Annotated in this window: 19 protein-coding genes; 17 read left to right on the top strand and 2 right to left on the bottom strand. The window is 48.6% G+C overall.

The genetic code is table 11. The annotated features are described in order from the left end of the window. Nucleotides 1–69 precede the first annotated feature (69 nt). A complete protein-coding gene (locus B3G15_RS05700; RefSeq protein WP_064300586.1) occupies nucleotides 70–708 on the bottom strand; it encodes a FusB/FusC family EF-G-binding protein in 639 nt (212 codons plus the stop codon). A gap of 123 nt (nucleotides 709–831) precedes the next feature. Between B3G15_RS05700 and B3G15_RS05695 the strand changes: the two genes are divergently transcribed. The 3 genes from B3G15_RS05695 to B3G15_RS05685 all read left to right on the top strand — a co-directional run bounded on the left by B3G15_RS05695 (nucleotide 832) and on the right by B3G15_RS05685 (nucleotide 2,558). Continuing rightward, complete coding sequence (locus B3G15_RS05695) at nucleotides 832–1,566, top strand: hypothetical protein (RefSeq protein WP_214861413.1); 735 nt, start codon at nucleotides 832–834, stop codon at nucleotides 1,564–1,566. 64 nt (nucleotides 1,567–1,630) lie between these two features. Then, the gene (locus B3G15_RS05690; RefSeq protein ID WP_050678937.1) at nucleotides 1,631–2,080 is read left to right on the top strand and encodes a general stress protein; all 450 of its coding nucleotides are present in this window, start codon (nucleotides 1,631–1,633) and stop codon (nucleotides 2,078–2,080) included. A gap of 28 nt (nucleotides 2,081–2,108) precedes the next feature. Continuing rightward, entirely contained in the window at nucleotides 2,109–2,558 is a 450-nt protein-coding gene (locus B3G15_RS05685; protein ID WP_023466954.1) for a universal stress protein, read from the top strand. Nucleotides 2,559–2,598: 40 nt separating this feature from the next. On the opposite strand, the gene B3G15_RS05680 is transcribed toward B3G15_RS05685, so the two are convergent. Next, nucleotides 2,599–2,790: a hypothetical protein gene (locus B3G15_RS05680; protein ID WP_029343330.1), complete on the bottom strand. Its 192-nt coding sequence runs from the start codon at nucleotides 2,788–2,790 to the stop codon at nucleotides 2,599–2,601. A gap of 134 nt (nucleotides 2,791–2,924) precedes the next feature. Here B3G15_RS05680 and B3G15_RS05675 point away from each other — a divergent pair, with 134 nt between their 5' ends. The 14 genes from B3G15_RS05675 to galE all read left to right on the top strand — a co-directional run bounded on the left by B3G15_RS05675 (nucleotide 2,925) and on the right by galE (nucleotide 19,492). Then, nucleotides 2,925–3,368: a MarR family transcriptional regulator gene (locus B3G15_RS05675; protein ID WP_029343331.1), complete on the top strand. Its 444-nt coding sequence runs from the start codon at nucleotides 2,925–2,927 to the stop codon at nucleotides 3,366–3,368. 31 nt (nucleotides 3,369–3,399) lie between these two features. After that, nucleotides 3,400–6,066 (top strand): MMPL family transporter, encoded by a 2,667-nt coding sequence (locus tag B3G15_RS05670; RefSeq protein ID WP_290716916.1) that lies wholly within the window; start codon nucleotides 3,400–3,402, stop codon nucleotides 6,064–6,066. 84 nt (nucleotides 6,067–6,150) lie between these two features. After that, nucleotides 6,151–6,999: an MBL fold metallo-hydrolase gene (locus tag B3G15_RS05665; RefSeq protein ID WP_290716912.1), complete on the top strand. Its 849-nt coding sequence runs from the start codon at nucleotides 6,151–6,153 to the stop codon at nucleotides 6,997–6,999. Between the two features lie 77 nt (nucleotides 7,000–7,076). Beyond that, nucleotides 7,077–7,205, top strand: a complete 129-nt coding sequence (locus B3G15_RS05660) for a hypothetical protein (RefSeq protein WP_290716909.1) — start codon at nucleotides 7,077–7,079, stop codon at nucleotides 7,203–7,205. Between the two features lie 107 nt (nucleotides 7,206–7,312). Next, entirely contained in the window at nucleotides 7,313–8,017 is a 705-nt protein-coding gene (locus B3G15_RS05655; RefSeq protein WP_214748499.1) for a hypothetical protein, read from the top strand. Between the two features lie 110 nt (nucleotides 8,018–8,127). Then, nucleotides 8,128–9,288 (top strand): ROK family transcriptional regulator, encoded by a 1,161-nt coding sequence (locus B3G15_RS05650; RefSeq protein ID WP_290716904.1) that lies wholly within the window; start codon nucleotides 8,128–8,130, stop codon nucleotides 9,286–9,288. Between the two features lie 221 nt (nucleotides 9,289–9,509). Beyond that, nucleotides 9,510–9,992 (top strand): hypothetical protein, encoded by a 483-nt coding sequence (locus tag B3G15_RS05645; RefSeq protein WP_055970124.1) that lies wholly within the window; start codon nucleotides 9,510–9,512, stop codon nucleotides 9,990–9,992. Between the two features lie 29 nt (nucleotides 9,993–10,021). Continuing rightward, a complete protein-coding gene (locus B3G15_RS05640) occupies nucleotides 10,022–11,332 on the top strand; it encodes an ABC transporter substrate-binding protein (RefSeq protein ID WP_050678942.1) in 1,311 nt (436 codons plus the stop codon). A gap of 72 nt (nucleotides 11,333–11,404) precedes the next feature. Further along, nucleotides 11,405–12,367, top strand: a complete 963-nt coding sequence (locus B3G15_RS05635; protein WP_290716895.1) for a carbohydrate ABC transporter permease — start codon at nucleotides 11,405–11,407, stop codon at nucleotides 12,365–12,367. 13 nt (nucleotides 12,368–12,380) lie between these two features. After that, complete coding sequence (locus tag B3G15_RS05630) at nucleotides 12,381–13,166, top strand: carbohydrate ABC transporter permease (protein ID WP_290716892.1); 786 nt, start codon at nucleotides 12,381–12,383, stop codon at nucleotides 13,164–13,166. A gap of 25 nt (nucleotides 13,167–13,191) precedes the next feature. After that, nucleotides 13,192–15,186, top strand: a complete 1,995-nt coding sequence (locus B3G15_RS05625) for a beta-galactosidase (RefSeq protein WP_290716885.1) — start codon at nucleotides 13,192–13,194, stop codon at nucleotides 15,184–15,186. A gap of 14 nt (nucleotides 15,187–15,200) precedes the next feature. Further along, nucleotides 15,201–17,324 (top strand): alpha-galactosidase, encoded by a 2,124-nt coding sequence (locus B3G15_RS05620; protein ID WP_290716882.1) that lies wholly within the window; start codon nucleotides 15,201–15,203, stop codon nucleotides 17,322–17,324. Next, complete coding sequence (locus B3G15_RS05615) at nucleotides 17,321–18,493, top strand: galactokinase (RefSeq protein WP_290716878.1); 1,173 nt, start codon at nucleotides 17,321–17,323, stop codon at nucleotides 18,491–18,493. Before B3G15_RS05620 ends, B3G15_RS05615 begins: the two co-directional genes overlap by 4 nt. Further along, entirely contained in the window at nucleotides 18,494–19,492 is a 999-nt protein-coding gene (gene galE, locus B3G15_RS05610; protein WP_290716875.1) for a UDP-glucose 4-epimerase GalE, read from the top strand. Nucleotides 19,493–19,496: the final 4 nt, after the last annotated feature.

Below are 19,496 nucleotides of genomic sequence, written 5' to 3'. Positions count from 1 at the left end.
TGTCATTAAAACACGTTCGTATACTGATCCAAGTGGATCAGTCATACGAACGTGTTTTTTTGATGCCGATCATTTCTTTTGCGTGCGTGCTAAGAACGTTTCAATGACTTCTGGATTCGTCACAGCTTGATTACATGCATCGCTGTCGATACACATATGATGACCAATCGTCTGATGCTGTTCAGCTGAACGACGTGTCGTTGCAGTTACGAGTGTGATGTCACTATACGTATGGCAAATCGCACAAATCCCTTTTTGGATCGATGGCAGATAGGTTCCCTCGACGCCGATCCATTGACCGTCCAAAGGATAGACGAAGTATTTTTTTCGATTCCCGGTATCGTTCCAGCTTAAAAACGTCGTGTGAACCCATTCAAAGGAGTGAAGTGGCGGAACATGTAACTTTTTCGTTTTTTTGAAGAGCTGACGGATGCGTGATTCAGAAATGCTCGGAAACGGTTGGACGAATGGTTCGACGTGTGCTAAATACGCGAGGAGATCTTGTTCGGATTCAGCGTCACGAATGTTCGTCAACAGCGCTTCCTGTTCTGGTGTAAGTACGGGCAATAGATCGAATATTTTTTCAGCAGCACTATACCGGACAGCATCACGAACATCGGGATCATGAACGGCAGCGAATTGATGTTGTAACAGGTCGACTTGATTCCGAATGAAGTTGTATTGATAGGGCAATAAAAATGCGTCCATTCGCGTTCCTCCTTTTCTTTTCATCGTACCGGAATTTGGCAACAGAACAAAGCGACATTTTTGTTTTTTTGCCTCTTGCAAGGGGAATTGAATAACAGAATGAACGAGGAGGTGAAGAGGGACGTGCAGTATTTAACATTTTTACGCCTCATGAATATAGGAGCATTCCTCTTTGCATTGCTAGCGCGCGTCGTTTGGTCAAATCCGGTTACCATTCCTGCGTTACCTCTTGTTCCAGCACCTTTTTTTGATGCGATTACAGGTGTCGTGTTCACAACGTTGTTAATTTGGTGTATTCGACCGGTCCGGGCTTTTCCAGCGGATCGAGAACTGATTGAAGACATCGGGGGATGGCTCGCGTTATCGCTCCTGACACTTGGCGTCAGTAGTATGACCGGACCACCTTGGGAACTCGTCTGGACTACGATTTCATTCATCAGTCTTTGTTTAGTCTATATGAAAATTCAGTATCATCCTCGGCGCTCGCCTTGGATGCGCTCCCCATTTTCAGTATTACTTGCCTGGATGAGTACGATGCTGTTAATTTTACCATTTCGGATCTTATCGGATTTTCAGTTCACTTCGCTATTTGGTCTTTCCGAACAGAAATGGAGTACGATTGCACTCATCGTAGCGATTATCGGAGGACTATTGTTTGTCGTCATTCATTCCGATTGGGTATTCGGTCTCGCGCTCGTCTGGTATTTGATTGGATTGTACTTTAACGATCGCCTCTTTCTTCTGCAACAAATCGTAACAGGGGTCGGAATCGTATGTGTTTTACTCTTGTGCTATTACGTCTTCTATAAACGGCAACGTCTTTTTCGACAGCAATCGCCGAAGTCTTCTTCATCCTAGTCATGTTTTAGATGAATTTGGGGTATATCTCATATAGTTGCTATAAAAGGGGGAGACGTGTGTCATGGGAAAAAAACAATGGATTGGTGTCTATCAAAATGAGACGGATTTGATTCGAAAAATTGAGGATCTACACTTTGCTGGTTATCTAGAAGAAGATTTGTATGTCGTGTTGCAAGACAAAACCGATATGGCGATGTTACGCGGGCAATCAGCAGCGCAACTCGTCTCTGGAAAACGGACGCTATTTGAGCGATTTACAGGCAAACCGGCTTCGGCTGAGGAAATTCAAACCGCCTTCACGGAACTCGGATTACCGGAGTCGGATATTCGTCAACATGTCTTACGTGTCCAGCAAGGTGAGTATGTCCTGTTAGCAGACGAAGCAGGTGCAGCACGTCCTGCACCGGAACCAAAAAGTATTTTGGAGACAGAACCAGAAGGGATCGAGGCAGAACGAAAACTCGATCACGAAAACCGCGCCCTCGAAAATGAAAATGACCGGATGCTGTAAGAGAGTCGTGCAGAAAGGATGATTCTTGATGGAGAGCCAGTATCATACGATTTTAGTGGCAGTCGATGGATCAAAGACGGCAGATCTTGCCTTTGAAAAGGCAGTGAAATTCGCCAAACTCGATCATGCCAAACTCGTCATCGCCCATGTCATCGATATTCAGACATTTGCTAATGTACGTGCCAATAAGCGTTTCATTGATCAAAACGTCACGGAATATGCACAAGGACTGCTCGATCGTTACGAGAAGCGGGCACGAGAAGCAGGCGTCGAGACAGTTGAACTGGTCATCGAAAATGGCTCTCCAAAAACATTGATTCCGAAGGTCATCGCACCACGTGTTGGTGCTGGGTTGATCGTCTGCGGGGCGGTCGGGATGAATGCGATGGAACGCATCATGATCGGGAGTGTCTCTGAAAACATTTCCCGTTATGCAAAATGCGATATCTATATCGTCCGTCCGAAAACCTTGAAGTGACATAAAACAGCACACATCGGTTGATGTGTGCTGTTTTATGTCATGTTAAAAAATAATAGAAGATGCCTAATAAAATCAAAATGATCGGAAGAAAAATGAAATACATCCAAGACATGTTTTTGGCCGAAGTTTTGTGGTCATACTTTTCTTCTGCTGGTTGCTTGGCAATCCGTAACGTAAAGACAAGACCTACGAGACAGATGACTAACGCAATCCAAAACAAAGTCAACATAAGCACGCTCCTCTCTTCCTTTATCATACAGAAATTGGTCATGTTCTGCATCGGTAAGTTGTGACAGTTTAGAGTTGACAGACTTCTAGTTGAGGGGCTAAACTAACTTCATAAGTTTAGGGGGTAAACTAAAAATGAAAGACAATTTACGTGAAGCAGTCCTCCTGTTTGAAGAAGTCATGATCCACGGAACAGAACGCGTGTTGAAGTCGGTCGAAGCACCCGTTTGGCAAATGTATTCACCGGAACAACTTCATGTGTTGAAGCTCGTCGGAAAATATGGACCGATTTCGTCTGGGCGTCTCGCGGCAGTGCAGGGTGTTCACAAAAGTGCCATCTCGAATCGGCTGAAAAAGTTGACGGAAAAAGGTCTCGTCATCGTCGAACGACGAGAAGACGACCACCGGACGAAGTATATCTCACTGACGGAATCAGGTCGGTTAGTGGCAACTGAAGCGGAGCAAGAAATCTATACGTATCTTGAAAATTTGATTGAAGGAAAGGTCGAGGAAGAAGAAATCATCCAGTTCATCGAAACCTTTAAGAAGATCAAAGAGATTTTGCAGTTGAACGACTAAAGACAGAATCGAAGGAAGAGGAGAATCGGATATGCGACAAATCGTCAAATGGCGTTGGGCAATTCTTGCGTTATTGCTCATCGTCACAGTAGGTTTACTATTTACGGCACCAAACTTGGCTAAACAAGCAGAAGAAGCAGGTGCGATTCAGCTTGCAAATGATGCCGATTCACAACGGGCAGCTGATATTTTAGAAAAAGCGGGGGCAAGTGAAGAAACGATCTCGCTTGTCATTCCGCTCAAAGACAAAGTCAGCGATGCCGATCGAACATCAATCGGGCAAATCGTTAAGGATTTAGAAGCACTTGATCGTCCGGTCACGGATGTGCTCGATCCGTTTGAAAACAAAGAGACGGAAGGACAGCTCGTCTCAAAAGACAAAAAGACAGTTCTCGTGCCAATCACGGTCGACGGTTCGCAAGAAGAGATCGTCAAACTGGCAAAACAAATCCGGACGGATCTTTTACCAAAGGATCAAACGATTTATCTAACGGGTGAAGCGTTAATCAACGATGACGTTAATACGAGCTCGCAAGAGGGACTGAAGCGGACGGAACTGATTACCGTCGGATTGATTTTCGGACTACTTCTGCTCGTCTTCCGTTCAGTCGTCACACCGTTCGTTCCACTCGTTGCGGTTGGGTTTACGTACCTGATCAGCCAATCACTTGTCGCCTTTTTCGTCGATTGGTTCGGCTTCCCGGTATCGAACTATACGCAAATATTCCTCGTCGCCATCCTGTTCGGGATTGGGACGGACTATTGTATTTTGCTCCTGAGCCGGTACAAGGAAGAGTTGACGGCAGGACATGACGTTGAGACAGCAATCGTCAATACGTATAAGACAGCAGGGCGTACATTACTCATCAGTGGTCTCGCTGTGCTTGTCGGTTTCTCAGCGATCGGTTTTGCGGACTTCCCGATCTTTAAGTCATCGGTCGCCGTTGCGGTTGGGATTGCCGTACTCTTACTTGTCTTGTTCACACTTGTCCCATTCTTCATGGCCACATTAAAAGAAAAGCTATTTTGGCCATCGAAGAAGGCAGCGAGTCACCAGGATAGCAAGCTCTGGGCACATTATGGTGGCTTGTCGATTCGTCGTCCGTTGCTCGCGATGATCATCGTTGCGATCGTCACGGTTCCGACACTCTTTACGTATGATGACGACCTCTCGTTCAATACCGTCGATGAGATTGGTGCGAAGTATGAGACGGTCAAAGGACTCAATGCGATCTCGGATGGATTTGGGGCAGGTGAGTCGCTCCCGGTCAACGTCATCCTGAAGAGTGATGATGATTTGATTACTGAAAAAACAGTTCCTTATGCAGAACAACTCAGTCGTGAACTGGTGAAGATTGATGGGGTCAAATCTGTTCGTTCGATTTCTCGTCCGACAGGCGAAGTCATCAACGATTTCTACGTCGATCGTCAATTAAAACAAGTTGCTGATGGCATGAAGAAAGCTACCGCTGGTCTTACGGATGTTCAGTCTGGTCTGACGACCGTTGAAGATAATCTCAACGGTATCACAGGACAGCTACCGGCAGGAGATGCGGCTTCAGCAGGTGCGAGTCAGTTGCAACAAGCAGCAGACGGACTTGGGCAAATTAACCAACAGTTGACGCTCGTCGGTCAAGGTCTACAATCGACCCAAAACATCCCGCAAACCGTCGGAACGTTGAATGCTTTGTCTGGTCAATTGAGCCAAGTTCAAGCCGGCATTAGTCAAGCCGCAAGTGGTATCGCGTCTCAAGGTGCGCAAGCGGGTCAACTTGGAAGTGGGTTGACGCAACTCGCGGATGGAGTCGGTCAGGCAAACGCAGGATTAACGAAAATCGAAAGTGGTCTTGAAGACATTTCCGACCTTCTAACCGAGATGGGACAAGCGACATCGATTCGGGGGACAGGTGTGTTCGTTCCAAAAGATACGCTGTCGGATAAAGCCTTTAAACCAGCGATTGATCGTTACGCCATCGATCAACAGACGGGATTGAAGTTCGAAGTCATTCTTGAAGATGATCCGTATTCGCCGCAAGCGATTCAAACCGTCGCTGCCATCAAAGAGACGACAGCGAAGACAATCAAAGGGACACCGTTTGAAGACAGCACCGTTGCATACGGTGGTATCTCAAGCGTCAACAGTGATTTAAATGATACGTCGAAAGCCGATTTCAAACGAACAGTGACGGTCATGCTGATCAGTCTCTTCGTGATTCTAGCAATCATGTTCCGTTCGTTGATCATGCCGTTGTTTATGATCGGTTCGTTATTGCTGACGTATTATACGTCGATGTCGATCGCAGAGCTGATCTTCGTCAATGGACTTGGATATGACGGTATCAGTTGGGCCGTTCCGTTCTTCGGATTCGTTATGTTGATTGCCCTTGGTATCGACTACTCGATTTTCCTCCTCGACCGTTTCCGGGAAGAGACGATCAAGGGACTCGATACGAAGGAAGCGATGTTCCTGTCGATGAAAAAGATGGGATCTGTCATCATCACGGCAGCGATCATCCTCGCAGGAACGTTCGGAGCGATGATGCCGTCTGGTGTCTTGAGTCTCGTTCAAATCGCGACGATCGTCATCACAGGTCTACTCTTATATGGATTGATCGTCTTACCGCTCTTGATTCCAGCGATCACAGTATCGTTTGGTAAAGGGGTCTGGTGGCCGTTTCGACCAAACGCTAAAAAATAAGAACTAACCAGACCGGGTTCGTCTTCTAGATGAACCCGGTTTTGTCATGACGTATACTAAGAGCAGATGATAAGGAGGTAGAGCATGCAACACTTCAAACAACTGACTTCACGGATTTGGTATCAGACACCGGTCAGCGAGACGGACCGCCCGATTCTCGCCGTCGTGCGTGGGGAAAAGCATCAATTGATGATCGATGCGGGAAACTCGTCAGCCCATGCAGCACTATTCTTAGAAGAAATGAAGACACACAATCTTGGATCACCTGACTTATTGGCATTGACCCACTGGCACTGGGATCATATTTTTGGCATGAAACATCTTGGTCTGCCGTCGATTGCGACTAAGCAAACGATCACGCATATGGAGGAGATGCAACCCTACGCTTGGACGGATGAAGCGTTACAAGAACGAATGGATCAAGGCATCGAGATTCCGTTTTGTGCGGACGCGATCAAGCTCGAGTTCGGAGCGACACGTGATATCGAAGTCGTTTTACCGACAATCAGCTTTGAAGGACAACTGGAGCTTGATTTAGGCGGCGTGCATTGCCAACTGATCGAGGTCGATAATGATCATTCTCCCGGCAGCCTACTCGTCTACATTCCGGAAGAACGCGTCGTGTTCTTAGGTGACGCGATGTATGCCGATATCTTTTCACCGAAGTGGAATTATACGGTCGAACGGACGACGCGTTTACTAACGACACTCGATCGTTTAGATGCCGACTATTATATCTGGTCGCATGGAGAAGCGATGCCGAAGTCGGAATTTGAAGAAGAGATCAACATGTTGCATCGAGCCATTCGCGTAACAGAAGCGACCCGAGGACGACTGAAGGACATGCGGACCTTATATGCAGAAGAGACAGGACGACCATTGACAGAAGATGAGACCGAAACATTGATTTATTTCGCAAATGGAACGAAATGACAGATCATAACAAGGGATTGGATACGAGACGTCGAAAAAGAGAAGTACTACTAGCTTGTTAAAGGGAGCGGTACTACATGACGAAGCAAAGATTCGAACGAGATGAAACCGTCGATCGCGTCTTTTTTGGGAAGGCAGGCATCTTCTCATTTATAATCATCGTCGGAGGCATTCTATATCTACTATATGATTTGTACCTACAATGACCGGGACGCATGCGTTCCGGTTTTTTGAATTCAGGGGAGTGCACGAAAACCAGATATTGGGTAATAACTTGCGTGAGGCTGTTCGAGAAGGTGAGAGGAGATGTCGGATGAAACGAATTCAAATTGCGGATTTTGATCGACGCATGCCATCGATTGAACTGGTCGAAAAGGATGATCACTATGAAGCGATGCTTGTTCCGAGTTATGACCATACGTATCCTTCGACACAAATCCGGACGATCCGCTTAGCGGATATCTCCGTCAATCTGATTGTGACTCCGCAAGAAACACTGCTTGTTTCTGCGCTTTTTCATAAACCGGTTCAAGTGACGGATATTGTTTCCTGGATGCAGCTATATACGATTAGTTTTGCCCAGTCGGATCAGACTGGTTATTTCGTCGAACAAGCGGATGAAATTTTAGAAGTCGTCTTGTATCAAAAACATCCGATCGTCATCGCGACACGTGGTCAGGATCGATTGTATTACGATACGACGGGGGCAATCGAGGTCCGACGGGCGATGAATGAATCGGTCGGCGAGCGTCCATTGCTTTATTTGAATGGGGAAGCCTGGTACGGTGTGCCACGTCTGACGTTTAATCGCATGAAGGATGAGTTACACGTCAACGGCACATTTTTATATGCAGACTATATGGACGCACACCACGGGAAAATCGGTTTCTTTCGCGAGAATGATCCTTCTCTACCAATCGTTTTGCTGGTCGGTCAAGCCATCGTCGAAATTGAACTGACCGAAAATCCGGACGGTTCACGTGTCTTGATCTTGGAACAACCATATGACGAAGCATGAAAGTGCACAAAAACCGTTCAGCAGATGAACGGTTTTTGTGTGAGACCGTGAAATCCCTTACAAAATATGCGAAGATAGTAAAGAGACAGACCAAAGGGGTTGAGGGGGACATGGCGAAAGAAACACCGCGTAATTCTAAATGGATGCGTTCTTATAATCGAGCACTCGTCTTGCGGCTGATCCGGATGCATCAACCGATTTCGCGGGTCGAGTTAGCACAACGGACGAACTTGACGAAGCCGACGGTATCGAACATCGTCAGTGAATTGATTGCAGAACAACTCGTGACGGAACGAGAGCTCGGGGTATCAAACGGGGGACGAAAACCGATCATGCTCGAACTCGTCGCAACAGAACAGTACGTCATTGGTATCGATGCAACAAGCCATCAGTTCATCGGGGTCGTTGCGGATTTAAGTGGCAATACGATTCATGAGTCCGAAGCCGTGGGACGCTTTGAGACGAATGAAGAACTGATTGAAGCCATTGGTCGCTTATGCGAGACCTTGATTGCACAGACACAAGGACGAGGAACGATTCACGGAATCGGGATCTCCGTCCACGGGATGGTCAATCCGGAGACAGGTGTCATTCTTTTTGCTCCACGATTCCATCTGCATGATGTTGAGTTGAAGGTACAACTCGAAGCACGTTTTGACTATCCTGTCTTCATCGAAAATGATGTCCGGGCACTCGCTTCGTTTGAGTTATTGTTCGGTGAAGGCGTCGGGGTCGAACAATTCTTCTATCTCTATGCTGGGGAAGGGATCGGGGGTGCTTATGTGCTCGACGGACAGCTTGTCGACGGACAACATCATATTACGGGAGAGGTCGGACATATGCGCCTTGATCTCGATGGTCCGATTTGCTCGTGTGGGAACCGAGGATGTCTTGAAGCGTTGGCAGGCGAAAAAGCATTGTTACGGGATTATGCTATCGTTGATCCACAAGTCTCGACGCTTGCTGATTTGCGCAAGCGATTGAACGAGGGAGACGAGCAGGCGGTTCGTGCGTATGAACGGGCGGGGGAATATATCGGAATCGGGGTCTTGAATACGATTCATCTTTTGAATCCACGCCGGATCTTACTTGGGGGACCGATGTTCGAGCTCGCACCTACGATCGTTGATCAAATCAAGGAACGGGTCGAGCACACGGCGTTGACCGCTGCTTCACGTGAAACCGATGTCAAGATGGTCCCGTGGGGTGAAAAACAGGGAGCGCTCAGTGCTGCGGCCCTTGCAACAAACAGTTTATTTCAAACGATTTAATGAGCCGATTCCATGTCTTGCGAACCAGCAGGAGATGGAATCGGTTTTGTTATTCAAAAATATTTTGATGAAACCGTTTACAAATGAAAAAGTGATGTGCTATAGTCGATGTAAAGTTAGATAATAAATTTAATTTACTAAGTTCATGGTCAACTAAGTGGAGGTGGATGCAGGTTAGCAGGGGCTAATCAAGCTGAAGCAGGAAAGGGAGGCATCGCGCAATGGAACCACACGATCCATGGGTTTCGTACCGTGAAGCTTTCGGGCGTTACGGAGCAATCCGCGGTTTTTATTTTCATCGGTCGACGCAACAGATGACAGAACAGGGTCCAGGCGATGTCCCGACAGACGAGCAGGATATCGTGCTCGTCCGACCACGACGTGACGGTGTGTTTCAATTCCGGATGTCATCGGTACAAGGGGTCCTGACGATTCGTTCATCCGAGCTACACATTCGAAAAAATGAGAGCGGATACATTGAATTACGCGCACTCATGCAACACATGCGCTCTGCCGGTTGTTTGACCCTCGGTGGGGAGTTATATCTCTTCGTCCGACCGGACGTCGATACGCTGGCGTACCGTCTTCGATTGATTGCCCGCGTATTGATTCAGCTCCAGGGAATGCCGATTCAGACGAAGGTGATCGAAGAATGGTGCAAACAAGCACAAATTGAAGGGGAACACGCTAGACGATACGCTTGACTACTTACACATAAAAGGGGAGCTCTTACATGAAATTCAAAAAAACGAAACTCGTTGCTGCAGCATCAGTCCTAACATTATCCGCATTCCTTGCTGCTTGTGGTGGCGAAGACGAGCAACAAACGAAAACGAAAGACGGCAAGACGATCGTCACATGGTGGGGCTGGGCGCCACAACCAGAAGCGGGGAAAGCAGTCGTTGATGCGTTCAACGAATCGCAAGACAAATACGTCGTTCAATTCAAACGCTACAGTGAAGACTATGAAAAACAATTACAAGTCGCGATGTTGTCAGGTAAGGGTCCAGACATCATCGGTCTAAAAGAACCGATGATCCAGCAGTACAAGGATCGTGTCGTACCCGTTGATTCGTACATGGATAAAGCAGCAGGCAAAGGCTGGAAAGACAAGTTCGTCGAGCTTGGAATCGAACAAACGACACTCGACGGTAAACAATATGCAGTGCCAATCGGGTTCACAGGTCAAGCTTACTTGATGTACAACAAGACGATGCTCGACAAATACGGCGTGACACCACCGAAGAACTACAAAGAAACAGTCAGTGCAGTCAAGAAGATCAAAGACTCAGGCGATAAAGTCATCCCACTCATGCTCGGAGCAAAAGATGCGTGGATCGATATCGACGTCTACAACGTCCTCAGTCACCAAGTGGCACCAGGCTACATCCAAAAAGTTCTTTCGGGTGAAGCGAAGTGGACAGACGACGAGATGGTCAAAACAGCGCAAATCTGGCAAGACCTCTTCAAGGATAAAGTCTTCCAAGAAGGTGCACTTGGTCTAGCGACGTACAATGACGGGATGAACCAATTCTTCGATAAAAAAGCAGCGATGTGGGTCATCGGTTCATGGGAAGCACACTCGATGACGACGAAAGAGAAAAAAGAAAAATGGAAAATCGATGATGAGCTCGGATTCGTTCCACTCCCGAACTTAGCAGGCGGAACAGAGCAACCCGTCATCGCATCGATCGACATGGCACTTGGTGTCAACAAAGAGTCAAAACAACAAGAAGGTGCAGCGGAGTTCATCGCCTTCATGAGCCAAGGAAAAGGACAAGAAGTCTACATGGGTGAGTTCGAGATGGCACCTGGAATCAAGGACGTCAAAGTCGATTCAGATGCTGCCTTCACATCGGAAGGTGAAAAAGAGTCGTACAAGATGTTGAACGACACATTAGCAAAAGCGGTTGCTAGCCGTGGTATCCGGGATACGAAATTAAACGATATCCTCGGTAAGGAACTTCAAAACATCGCGACAGGACAAGATCCGAAAGAAGCATTACAACGCGTTCAAGACGCAGCGGATCAATCAGCGAAATAAGACTCGACAGTGAAGTGGTACGCCTGCGTGCCACTTCCTGATTTTTGGACTTGAGGAAAGTGGGGAATCCATATGCAGACAGAGCGACAGGAATTGCCGATTAAACCAAAAGCAGAACCGCTCCAGCCGATAGCGACACGTACGCCTGCGCCAAGGAAGAAAAAGAACATGAAGCGGAACATGGTCGGATGGGCTTTCGTTGCCCCGATCGTCTTGTTCGTCGTCAGCTTCATCTATTATGGGATCTTCTATAACGCCTATAACTCGTTCTTCTCGTGGGACGGAATCTCGTTTGACAAAGCGTTCGTCGGACTCGACAACTATGCTGAGATGTTCCAAGATCCAGACTTCTATCTCTCGCTGAAGAATACGTTCATCTTCACGATTTTAACAGTCACGATCCAAGCCGGTATCGGTCTTGTCTTGGCGTACTTCCTGCATACACCGGGACCAATGCGGACGGCGATGAAGTCGGTCTTCTTCTTCCCGGTCGTCTTGAGCCCTGTCGTACTCGGTGCGGCATTCTCACAAATCTATGATTTCCAGTTTGGTTACATCAATGAGTTCCTCCGTGCAATTGGTCTCGGTAGCCTCGAACAGAACTGGCTCGGTGACCCGGATATCGCGCTTTATTCCGTCATTGCAATCAACATCTTCCAGTGGACGGGTTCTTCAATGGTCATGTACTACATGGCGATGTTGACGATTGAGAAGGAAATCTTCGAAGCAGCAAAAATCGATGGAGCTGGATTCTTCCGGACACTGTGGAGCATCGTCTTCCCGAACTTGAAAGGAACGACGTTCACACTTTCGATCCTCGGTGTCATCGGTGGTCTGAAGACGTTTGACTTAGTCTGGATCACGACAGCCGGCGGACCGGGATCGTCGACGGAGTTCATTTCGACTTATCTATTCCGGAAATCGATGTTGCAACAGGAAGTCGGTTACTCGAGTGCTGTTGCCATCATCCTGTTGACGATTGCCTTACTCATCACGTACTTCCAATTGCACGTACAAAAGAAAATGGATAACTAAGGAGGAACGACCCATGGATGTAGAATCTAAAAAAAACCGCTGGATGATCAACCTTGTATTGGTGCTGGCATCAATCGTCTGGTTATTCCCGATTTTCGTCATGTTCAAAGAGAGTCTCCGAATCAATGGATTCGACAACTATATTGCGACACTGCAAAACCCGAACTTCCCAACGTTCGTCTTCAACAGTTTCTTCGTTGCCTTCTTCATGATCATCATCTCGATCACGATTCTGGCATTCGCGGCGTTTGCCTTCTCGAAACTTGAGTTTGCTGGAAAACGCCTGTTGTTCAACATGGTCTTAGCGGGTCTGATGTTACCCGTCGCTTCGATGATCGTTCCATTGTTCTTCACGCTCCGTTCGTTTGACGGACTGAACAACCACTGGGGACTGATCGGAGCGGAAGTTGCGTTCTTCTTACCATTCGGTCTGATGCTCATCAAAGGGTACTTCGATGAACTACCAAACGAACTGATGGAAGCGGCGTATATCGATGGGGCGACGATTCTTGAAGTGTTCTTCAAAGTCATGCTACCACTCGCAAAACCAGCGCTCGCAACAGCTTTAATCTATGCGTTCCTTAACTCATGGAACGAATACTTGATGGTTCTTACGTTCATGACGGATCCTGCCTATCAGACAGTGACGATGGCACCAAGTTTCTTCAAGGATGCGCTCGGTGGGGACCCAGGAAAAATCTATGCGTCACTTGTTTTGATCAGTTTACCGACGATGATCTTCTATATCTTCTTCCAACGTTTCTTCCAAAAAGGAATGACGGCGGGTGCAGTAAAATAATTGTTTTTGCGTAAGGGGGAGCACAATGTATTTAGGAGTCGATTATTATCCAGAACAAACACCACGAGCGCTATGGGAGGAAGACTTCCGACTGATGAAGGAACTTGGCGTCAACGTCGTTCGTCTGGCGGAATTCGCTTGGTCGATGATGGAGCCGGAAGAAGGCGTCTATGACTTCAGCTTTTGGGATGACGTCATCGAACGCTTGAGTGCGGAAGGATTCGATATCGTACTCGGGACACCAACTGCGACACCACCGGCTTGGTTATGTACGAAGTATCCAGAAATCTTACCGGTCGATGAGAACGGTGTGACGATCAGCTTTGGTGCTCGTCGCCATTATACGGTCCACAGCGAAACGTACCAGCGTCTATCCGTCAAGATCACGGAAGAAATGGCGAAACGATACGGTCAACATCCTCGTGTCATCGGGTGGCAAACGGATAATGAATACGGGCATGAGAAATCGGATCGTTCTTACGGTGATGTCGACCGCGCTGCTTTTCAGCGTTGGCTAGCGAACCGTTACGGAACGCTCGATGCCTTGAACGAAGCATGGGGAACCGTCTTCTGGAGTCAGACGTACACGGCGTGGGAGCAAATCCCGGTACCGCGTAAAGTCTATCAGGAACACAACCCATCCTTGCTCGTCGACTTCGATCGCTTCTGTGCCGACGGCTATACGTACTACAACAAATTACAAGTTGATGTCTTACGTCGCTACATTCCAAAGGACGTCTTCATCACGCACAATCTGGTCTACAGTGACATGGCGGTCAATCAGCAACAAATGGCGCAAGACCTCGATTACGTGGCGTTCGATAACTACCCGGTCTGGGGTGGACTACCGGAGCCGAACCGGTTCGAGAAGATGGCAAGTGATCACGATCTTTGCCGCTCTTCGAAGCAAGGAAAAGGGTTCTGGGTCATGGAACAGTTGAGTGGCGCGCAAGGCTGGAGTAAAATCGGTTACTTGCCACGACCAGGACATATTCGCCTCTGGACGTACCAAGCGGTCGCGCGGGGAGCAGAAGCGATCGTCTACTTCCGCTTCCGGGCTGCTCATTTCGGAACAGAGGAGTTCTGTCACGGCATCATCGATCATGACGGCAAACCGAAGCGGAAATTCGAAGAGGTCAAACAAATCATGACGGAACTGAATACGTATGGCGATGAGATCAACGCGAGCCGTTATGACGCGAAAGTCGGTGTCTATTTCGATCAAGAAAACGTCTGGGCGTGGACACACCAGCCACACAGTGATGCGTTTGATTTCCGGACGGAGTTCGTCCGCTTCTATGGTGGAGCGGTTCGTCAACAAGTCGCAACCGACATCGTCTTCCCAGGTGACGACTTGTCGCATTATAAACTGATCATCGTTCCACTCTATTTCTTGACGAATCCAACGTTCGATGACGCCTTGATTGCGTACATGGAACAAGGCGGTCACGTCATCTTCACGTACCGGACAGGCGTCAAGGATGCACGGAACCATGTCGTGCCGACGACGTTACCAGGTAAGTTCGCGCCGTATGCGGGCATCGAGATCGACGAATACGAGTCACTCCAATCCGTTCAGCAACATCAGGTGACAGGCATCGGCGAGATGGCAGGACAATCCTCAACAGCCCGCCTCTGGTGTGATCTCATCACACCAACGACAGCAGAGACGCTCGCTGTCTATAAAGATACGTTCTACGAGGGTGTAGCGGCTGTGACGCGCAATGCCTATAAAGGAATGATTACCTACATCGGCTCATCGATTGATGACGCGATGATTGATACGATTTACCGTCAAGCGTTCACTGAGGCCGGCATCGAGATGATCGAGGCGCCGGATCAAGTCGAAATCGTGCGTCGTCACGGCGAAAAACGTGATTTCCTCTTCTTGATGAACCATGATACGAAAGAAACGCGGGACGTCACGTTAGACGGAACATACAAAGCATTGACAAAAGATGAGACATATCGTGGAACGGTCCAGCTCGCACCACTTGAGACACTGATTCTGACGACGTAAGGAGGAAGAGAACCATGGCAATCTTTGAAGTAGCAGGACGTCGTTTCGTCATCGAAGGGAAACGGGTCGCTCACGTCGTCACGATTGGTGCGAACGGTAAGCTGATTCACACGTATTTCGGTGCCAAGTTACCATATCGAGATGATTATGAAGCATTACCGAGTCCGATCGTCGCACACAGTTCATTTGAATCACCAGATGGCGTCGCGACGTACGATTTCGTACCATTCGGCGAGATGTTGTACACGGAGCCGACTTTGAAATCGGAACGAGAAGACGGACAGCGGATTCACCAGTTCCAGTTTGAACGCTCCGAGCAGACCGAAACGAAATTGACGCTCTGGCTGTTTGATCCCTTGCAGGAGATGCGTGTCGGAGTGCAGTACGAAGTGTTCGCTGATTATGACATCATCGGTCGTTCGATCGTCGTCGAAAACACGGGACGATTACCTGTTCGTTTGACAGCAGCCCAGTCCTTTGCGATGGGACGATGGCATCAACCGAATTTAAAACTGCATCACTTCGCTGGGATGTGGACAGGTGAGTTCAAGAAACAGATCACACCAGTGACACCAGGGCGTCAGACGATTGAAAGTCGACGTGGAGTGACAAGTCACCAAGCGAATCCTTGGTTCGCACTTGAGCAGGACGCGACAGAAGACAGTGGTGAAGTCGTCTACGGACATTTTGCTTATTCTGGCAACTGGGCGATTCACGTCGAACAAGATGCGTTCGGTTTTGTCCAACTATCAGGGGGCATGAATCCGTTTGACTTCAGTTGGAAACTATCACATCAACAACAGTTGACGACACCAACGTTCTACATCGGCTATGCGGACGGTTTCGCGGATATGAGCGCCCATGCGCATGCGTTCCAGCGTGACGTCATCATGCCGCGAGCGACGGAGCGTCCGGTTCTCTATAACTCATGGGAAGCGACTTATTTCGATGTGACGGAATCTGGTCAACGTGAACTCGTTGATCTGGCAGCAGGAATCGGCTGTGAGCTGTTCGTCGTCGATGACGGGTGGTTTGGCGAACGCCATTCCGATCAAGCGGGACTCGGGGACTGGCACGTCAATCGGGAAAAGTTCCCGAACGGTCTAGAACCTTTGATCTCGTATGTGAAACAACAAGGCTTACAATTCGGTCTGTGGGTCGAACCGGAGATGGTCAATCCGGATTCTGATCTATACCGGGCGCATCCAGATTGGATATACCATGCGCGCGATGCGGTTCGGACGACGTCACGGAATCAATACGTCTTAAACCTCGGATTACCAGAAGTCGAGCAATTCATTCTCGAGATGATGGATGATTTGCTGACGCGTCACGCGATCGACTACATCAAATGGGATATGAACCGTGCCTTCTCGGAACCAGGCGTTCCAAAAGACCAGACGGATCGCCAACAAGAACTGTGGAAACGTCACGTCGATGCATTGTATCGAATCTTTGACGAATTACGTCGCTTGCATCCGACGGTCGACTTCGAAGCCTGTGCCGGTGGTGGCGGACGGATCGATCTTGGAATCCTCTCACGGACAGAACAAGTCTGGACGAGTGATAATACCGATCCACTCGATCGCTTACAAATTCAGCATGACTTCTCGTATGCCTACAATGCGAAGATGATGAGTTGCTGGGTGACGGACGGACCGAACTGGTTAAATGGACGCAATGTACCGCTTGCAACACGCTTCGTCTCCTCGATGCAAGGCACACTCGGCATTGGTGGTAACTTAAGCGAATGGTCAACGGATGAACTTGCGGAAGCAAAAGGTTGGATTGAGACATATCAAGCGATTCGTCCGACGATTCAACGCGGTATCCAGTATCGCTTATCTGCATTTACACAACAGACGCCAAGCGTCATGCAGTATACATCAGAAGAAGAAACGGTCCTACTTGCGATCGCGCCACTTCGACAGTACGGAACACATCAGTATCACTTCAAACTAAAAGGACTCGACCCAGCAATGCGTTATCAAGTCGAGGACCGGACGTTAAGCGGCGCTTACTTGATGCAACAAGGCTTGACGTTCTCATACACGACGGACTATGAAGCCCGCTGCTTGCGGATTCAGCCAGTCCACCGTGCGCTCTCACTACTCGAATCAAAGGAGACGATCGTATGACAGACCAGACGTTAGAAGAACAATTTGAACAGCGGTTTGGCTCACCGTCGACGCATCGCTTCTTTGCACCAGGACGGATCAACTTAATCGGCGAACATACGGATTACAATGGCGGTCACGTCTTTCCATGTGCGTTGACGTTCGGCACGCATGCGATCGCACGAAAACGAGACGATCAACGTTTCCGCTTTTACTCACTGAATTTTGAGCAAGACGGCATCATCGAAGTCGCGCTCGACGAACTTGCGTATGATGCGAAGCACGGTTGGGCGAACTATGCGAAGGGTATGATTACAGTCTTACAGGAAGCAGGGTATCGAATCGACTCAGGATGTGACATCCTGATTCAAGGTGACATCCCGAATGGAGCTGGTCTTTCATCATCGGCTTCGCTTGAACTCGTCATCGGTGTCTTGCTCGACCGATTATACGGATTAGAGATTCCACGTCTTGATCTCGTCCGGTTCGGTCAACAAGTCGAAAACCGTTATATTGGCGTCAACAGTGGTATCATGGATCAGTTTGCGATCGGCATGGGAAAAGCGGGAGCGGGATTGTTGCTCGATTGTGAGACGCTCGATTATACGTATGCCCCACTCGATTTGACGGGGTATACGATCATCATCATGAATACGAACAAACGCCGTGAACTGGCGGATTCGAAATACAATGAACGCCGAGCGGAATGTGAGTCAGCACTCGCTTACCTCAATCAATTCACGCCACGAGAAGCGCTCGGACAATGGACGACGTCAGAATTTGCGAAAGTCGCATGGGAAGGCGAACGTTTGATGCGTCGCGCCCGACACGCGATTTCAGAAAATGAACGAACGCTTCAGGCACTAGCGGCACTTGAAGCGGGAGAACTGAAGACATTCGGTCAGTTGATGAATGCGTCACACGTCTCGTTACGCGAAGATTATGAAGTGACAGGGATTGAACTCGATACACTCGTCGAAGCCGCTTGGGAGCAACCGGGCGTGCTCGGCGCGCGGATGACAGGTGCTGGTTTTGGTGGCTGTGCGATTGCAATCGTCGAAGACGAAGCAGTCGACGCGTTCAAACAAGCTGTCGGCGAACACTATGAAGCACGGATCGGATACCCGGCGACGTTTTATACGGCGACGGTCGGTGACGGAGCACGTGAAATCGAACGGGAGGTCATCTAAATGGCAACGTTAGTCGTAGGTGGAGCTGGTTATATCGGCTCCCATGCTGTCTATCAATTGATTGATTCCGGAAAGGATGTCGTCGTCATCGACCATCTGCAATCCGGTCACCGTGAAGCGGTTCATCCGCAAGCACGTCTATATGAAGGAGATATTCGCGATCGTGCTTTTCTCGATCGCGTCTTTACGGAAGAGACGATTGAACAAGTCGTTCATTTCGCTGCTTTTTCACTCGTCGGCGAGTCGATGACGGAACCATTACGTTACTTTGATAACAACGTTTACGGGACACAAGTGTTGCTTGAAGCGATGATCGCGCACGACATCAAACAGATCGTCTTCTCTTCGACGGCAGCGACATACGGTGAACAGGAACAGATGCCGATTCTCGAGACAGCGGAAACGCGTCCGACGAATGCATATGGCGAGACGAAGTTGATGATGGAGAAGATGATGCGATGGTCTGAACAAGCGTATGGTTTACGTTACGTCGCGTTACGTTACTTCAATGTCGCCGGTGCACGAGCAACAGGTGAGATCGGAGAAGACCATACACCAGAAACACATTTGATTCCGCTCGTCCTTGAAGTCGCCAACCGACAACGGGCAGAAATTTCGATCTATGGGGATGATTATCCAACACCGGATGGCACGTGCATTCGTGATTACATCCATGTTGAAGACTTGATCGATGCCCATGTACGCGCACTCGATTATTTAGCAGACGGCAACGACAGCGCAGTCTTTAACCTCGGTTCAAGCCAAGGGTTTTCCGTGCGAGAAATCATCGAAGCAGCTCGTCGCGTAACGGGACATCCGATTCCGGAACGCATCATTGAACGTCGTGCAGGGGATCCGAGTATCTTAATCGCCGGATCCGCCAAAGCAAAGGAAGTTCTCGGCTGGACACCACAACGCACCGACATCGAAACGATCATCCGTGATGCTTGGAATTGGCATGCGCACAATCCAGAAGGGTACCGGACGATCGTTCGTTAAAGAG

The sequence above is a fragment of the Exiguobacterium sp. UBA1053 genome (assembly GCF_002316465.1).
GTDB classification, from domain to species: Bacteria; Bacillota; Bacilli; order Exiguobacteriales; family Exiguobacteriaceae; genus Exiguobacterium_A; species Exiguobacterium_A abrahamii.
This window is presented reverse-complemented; position numbering and strand designations above follow the sequence as displayed.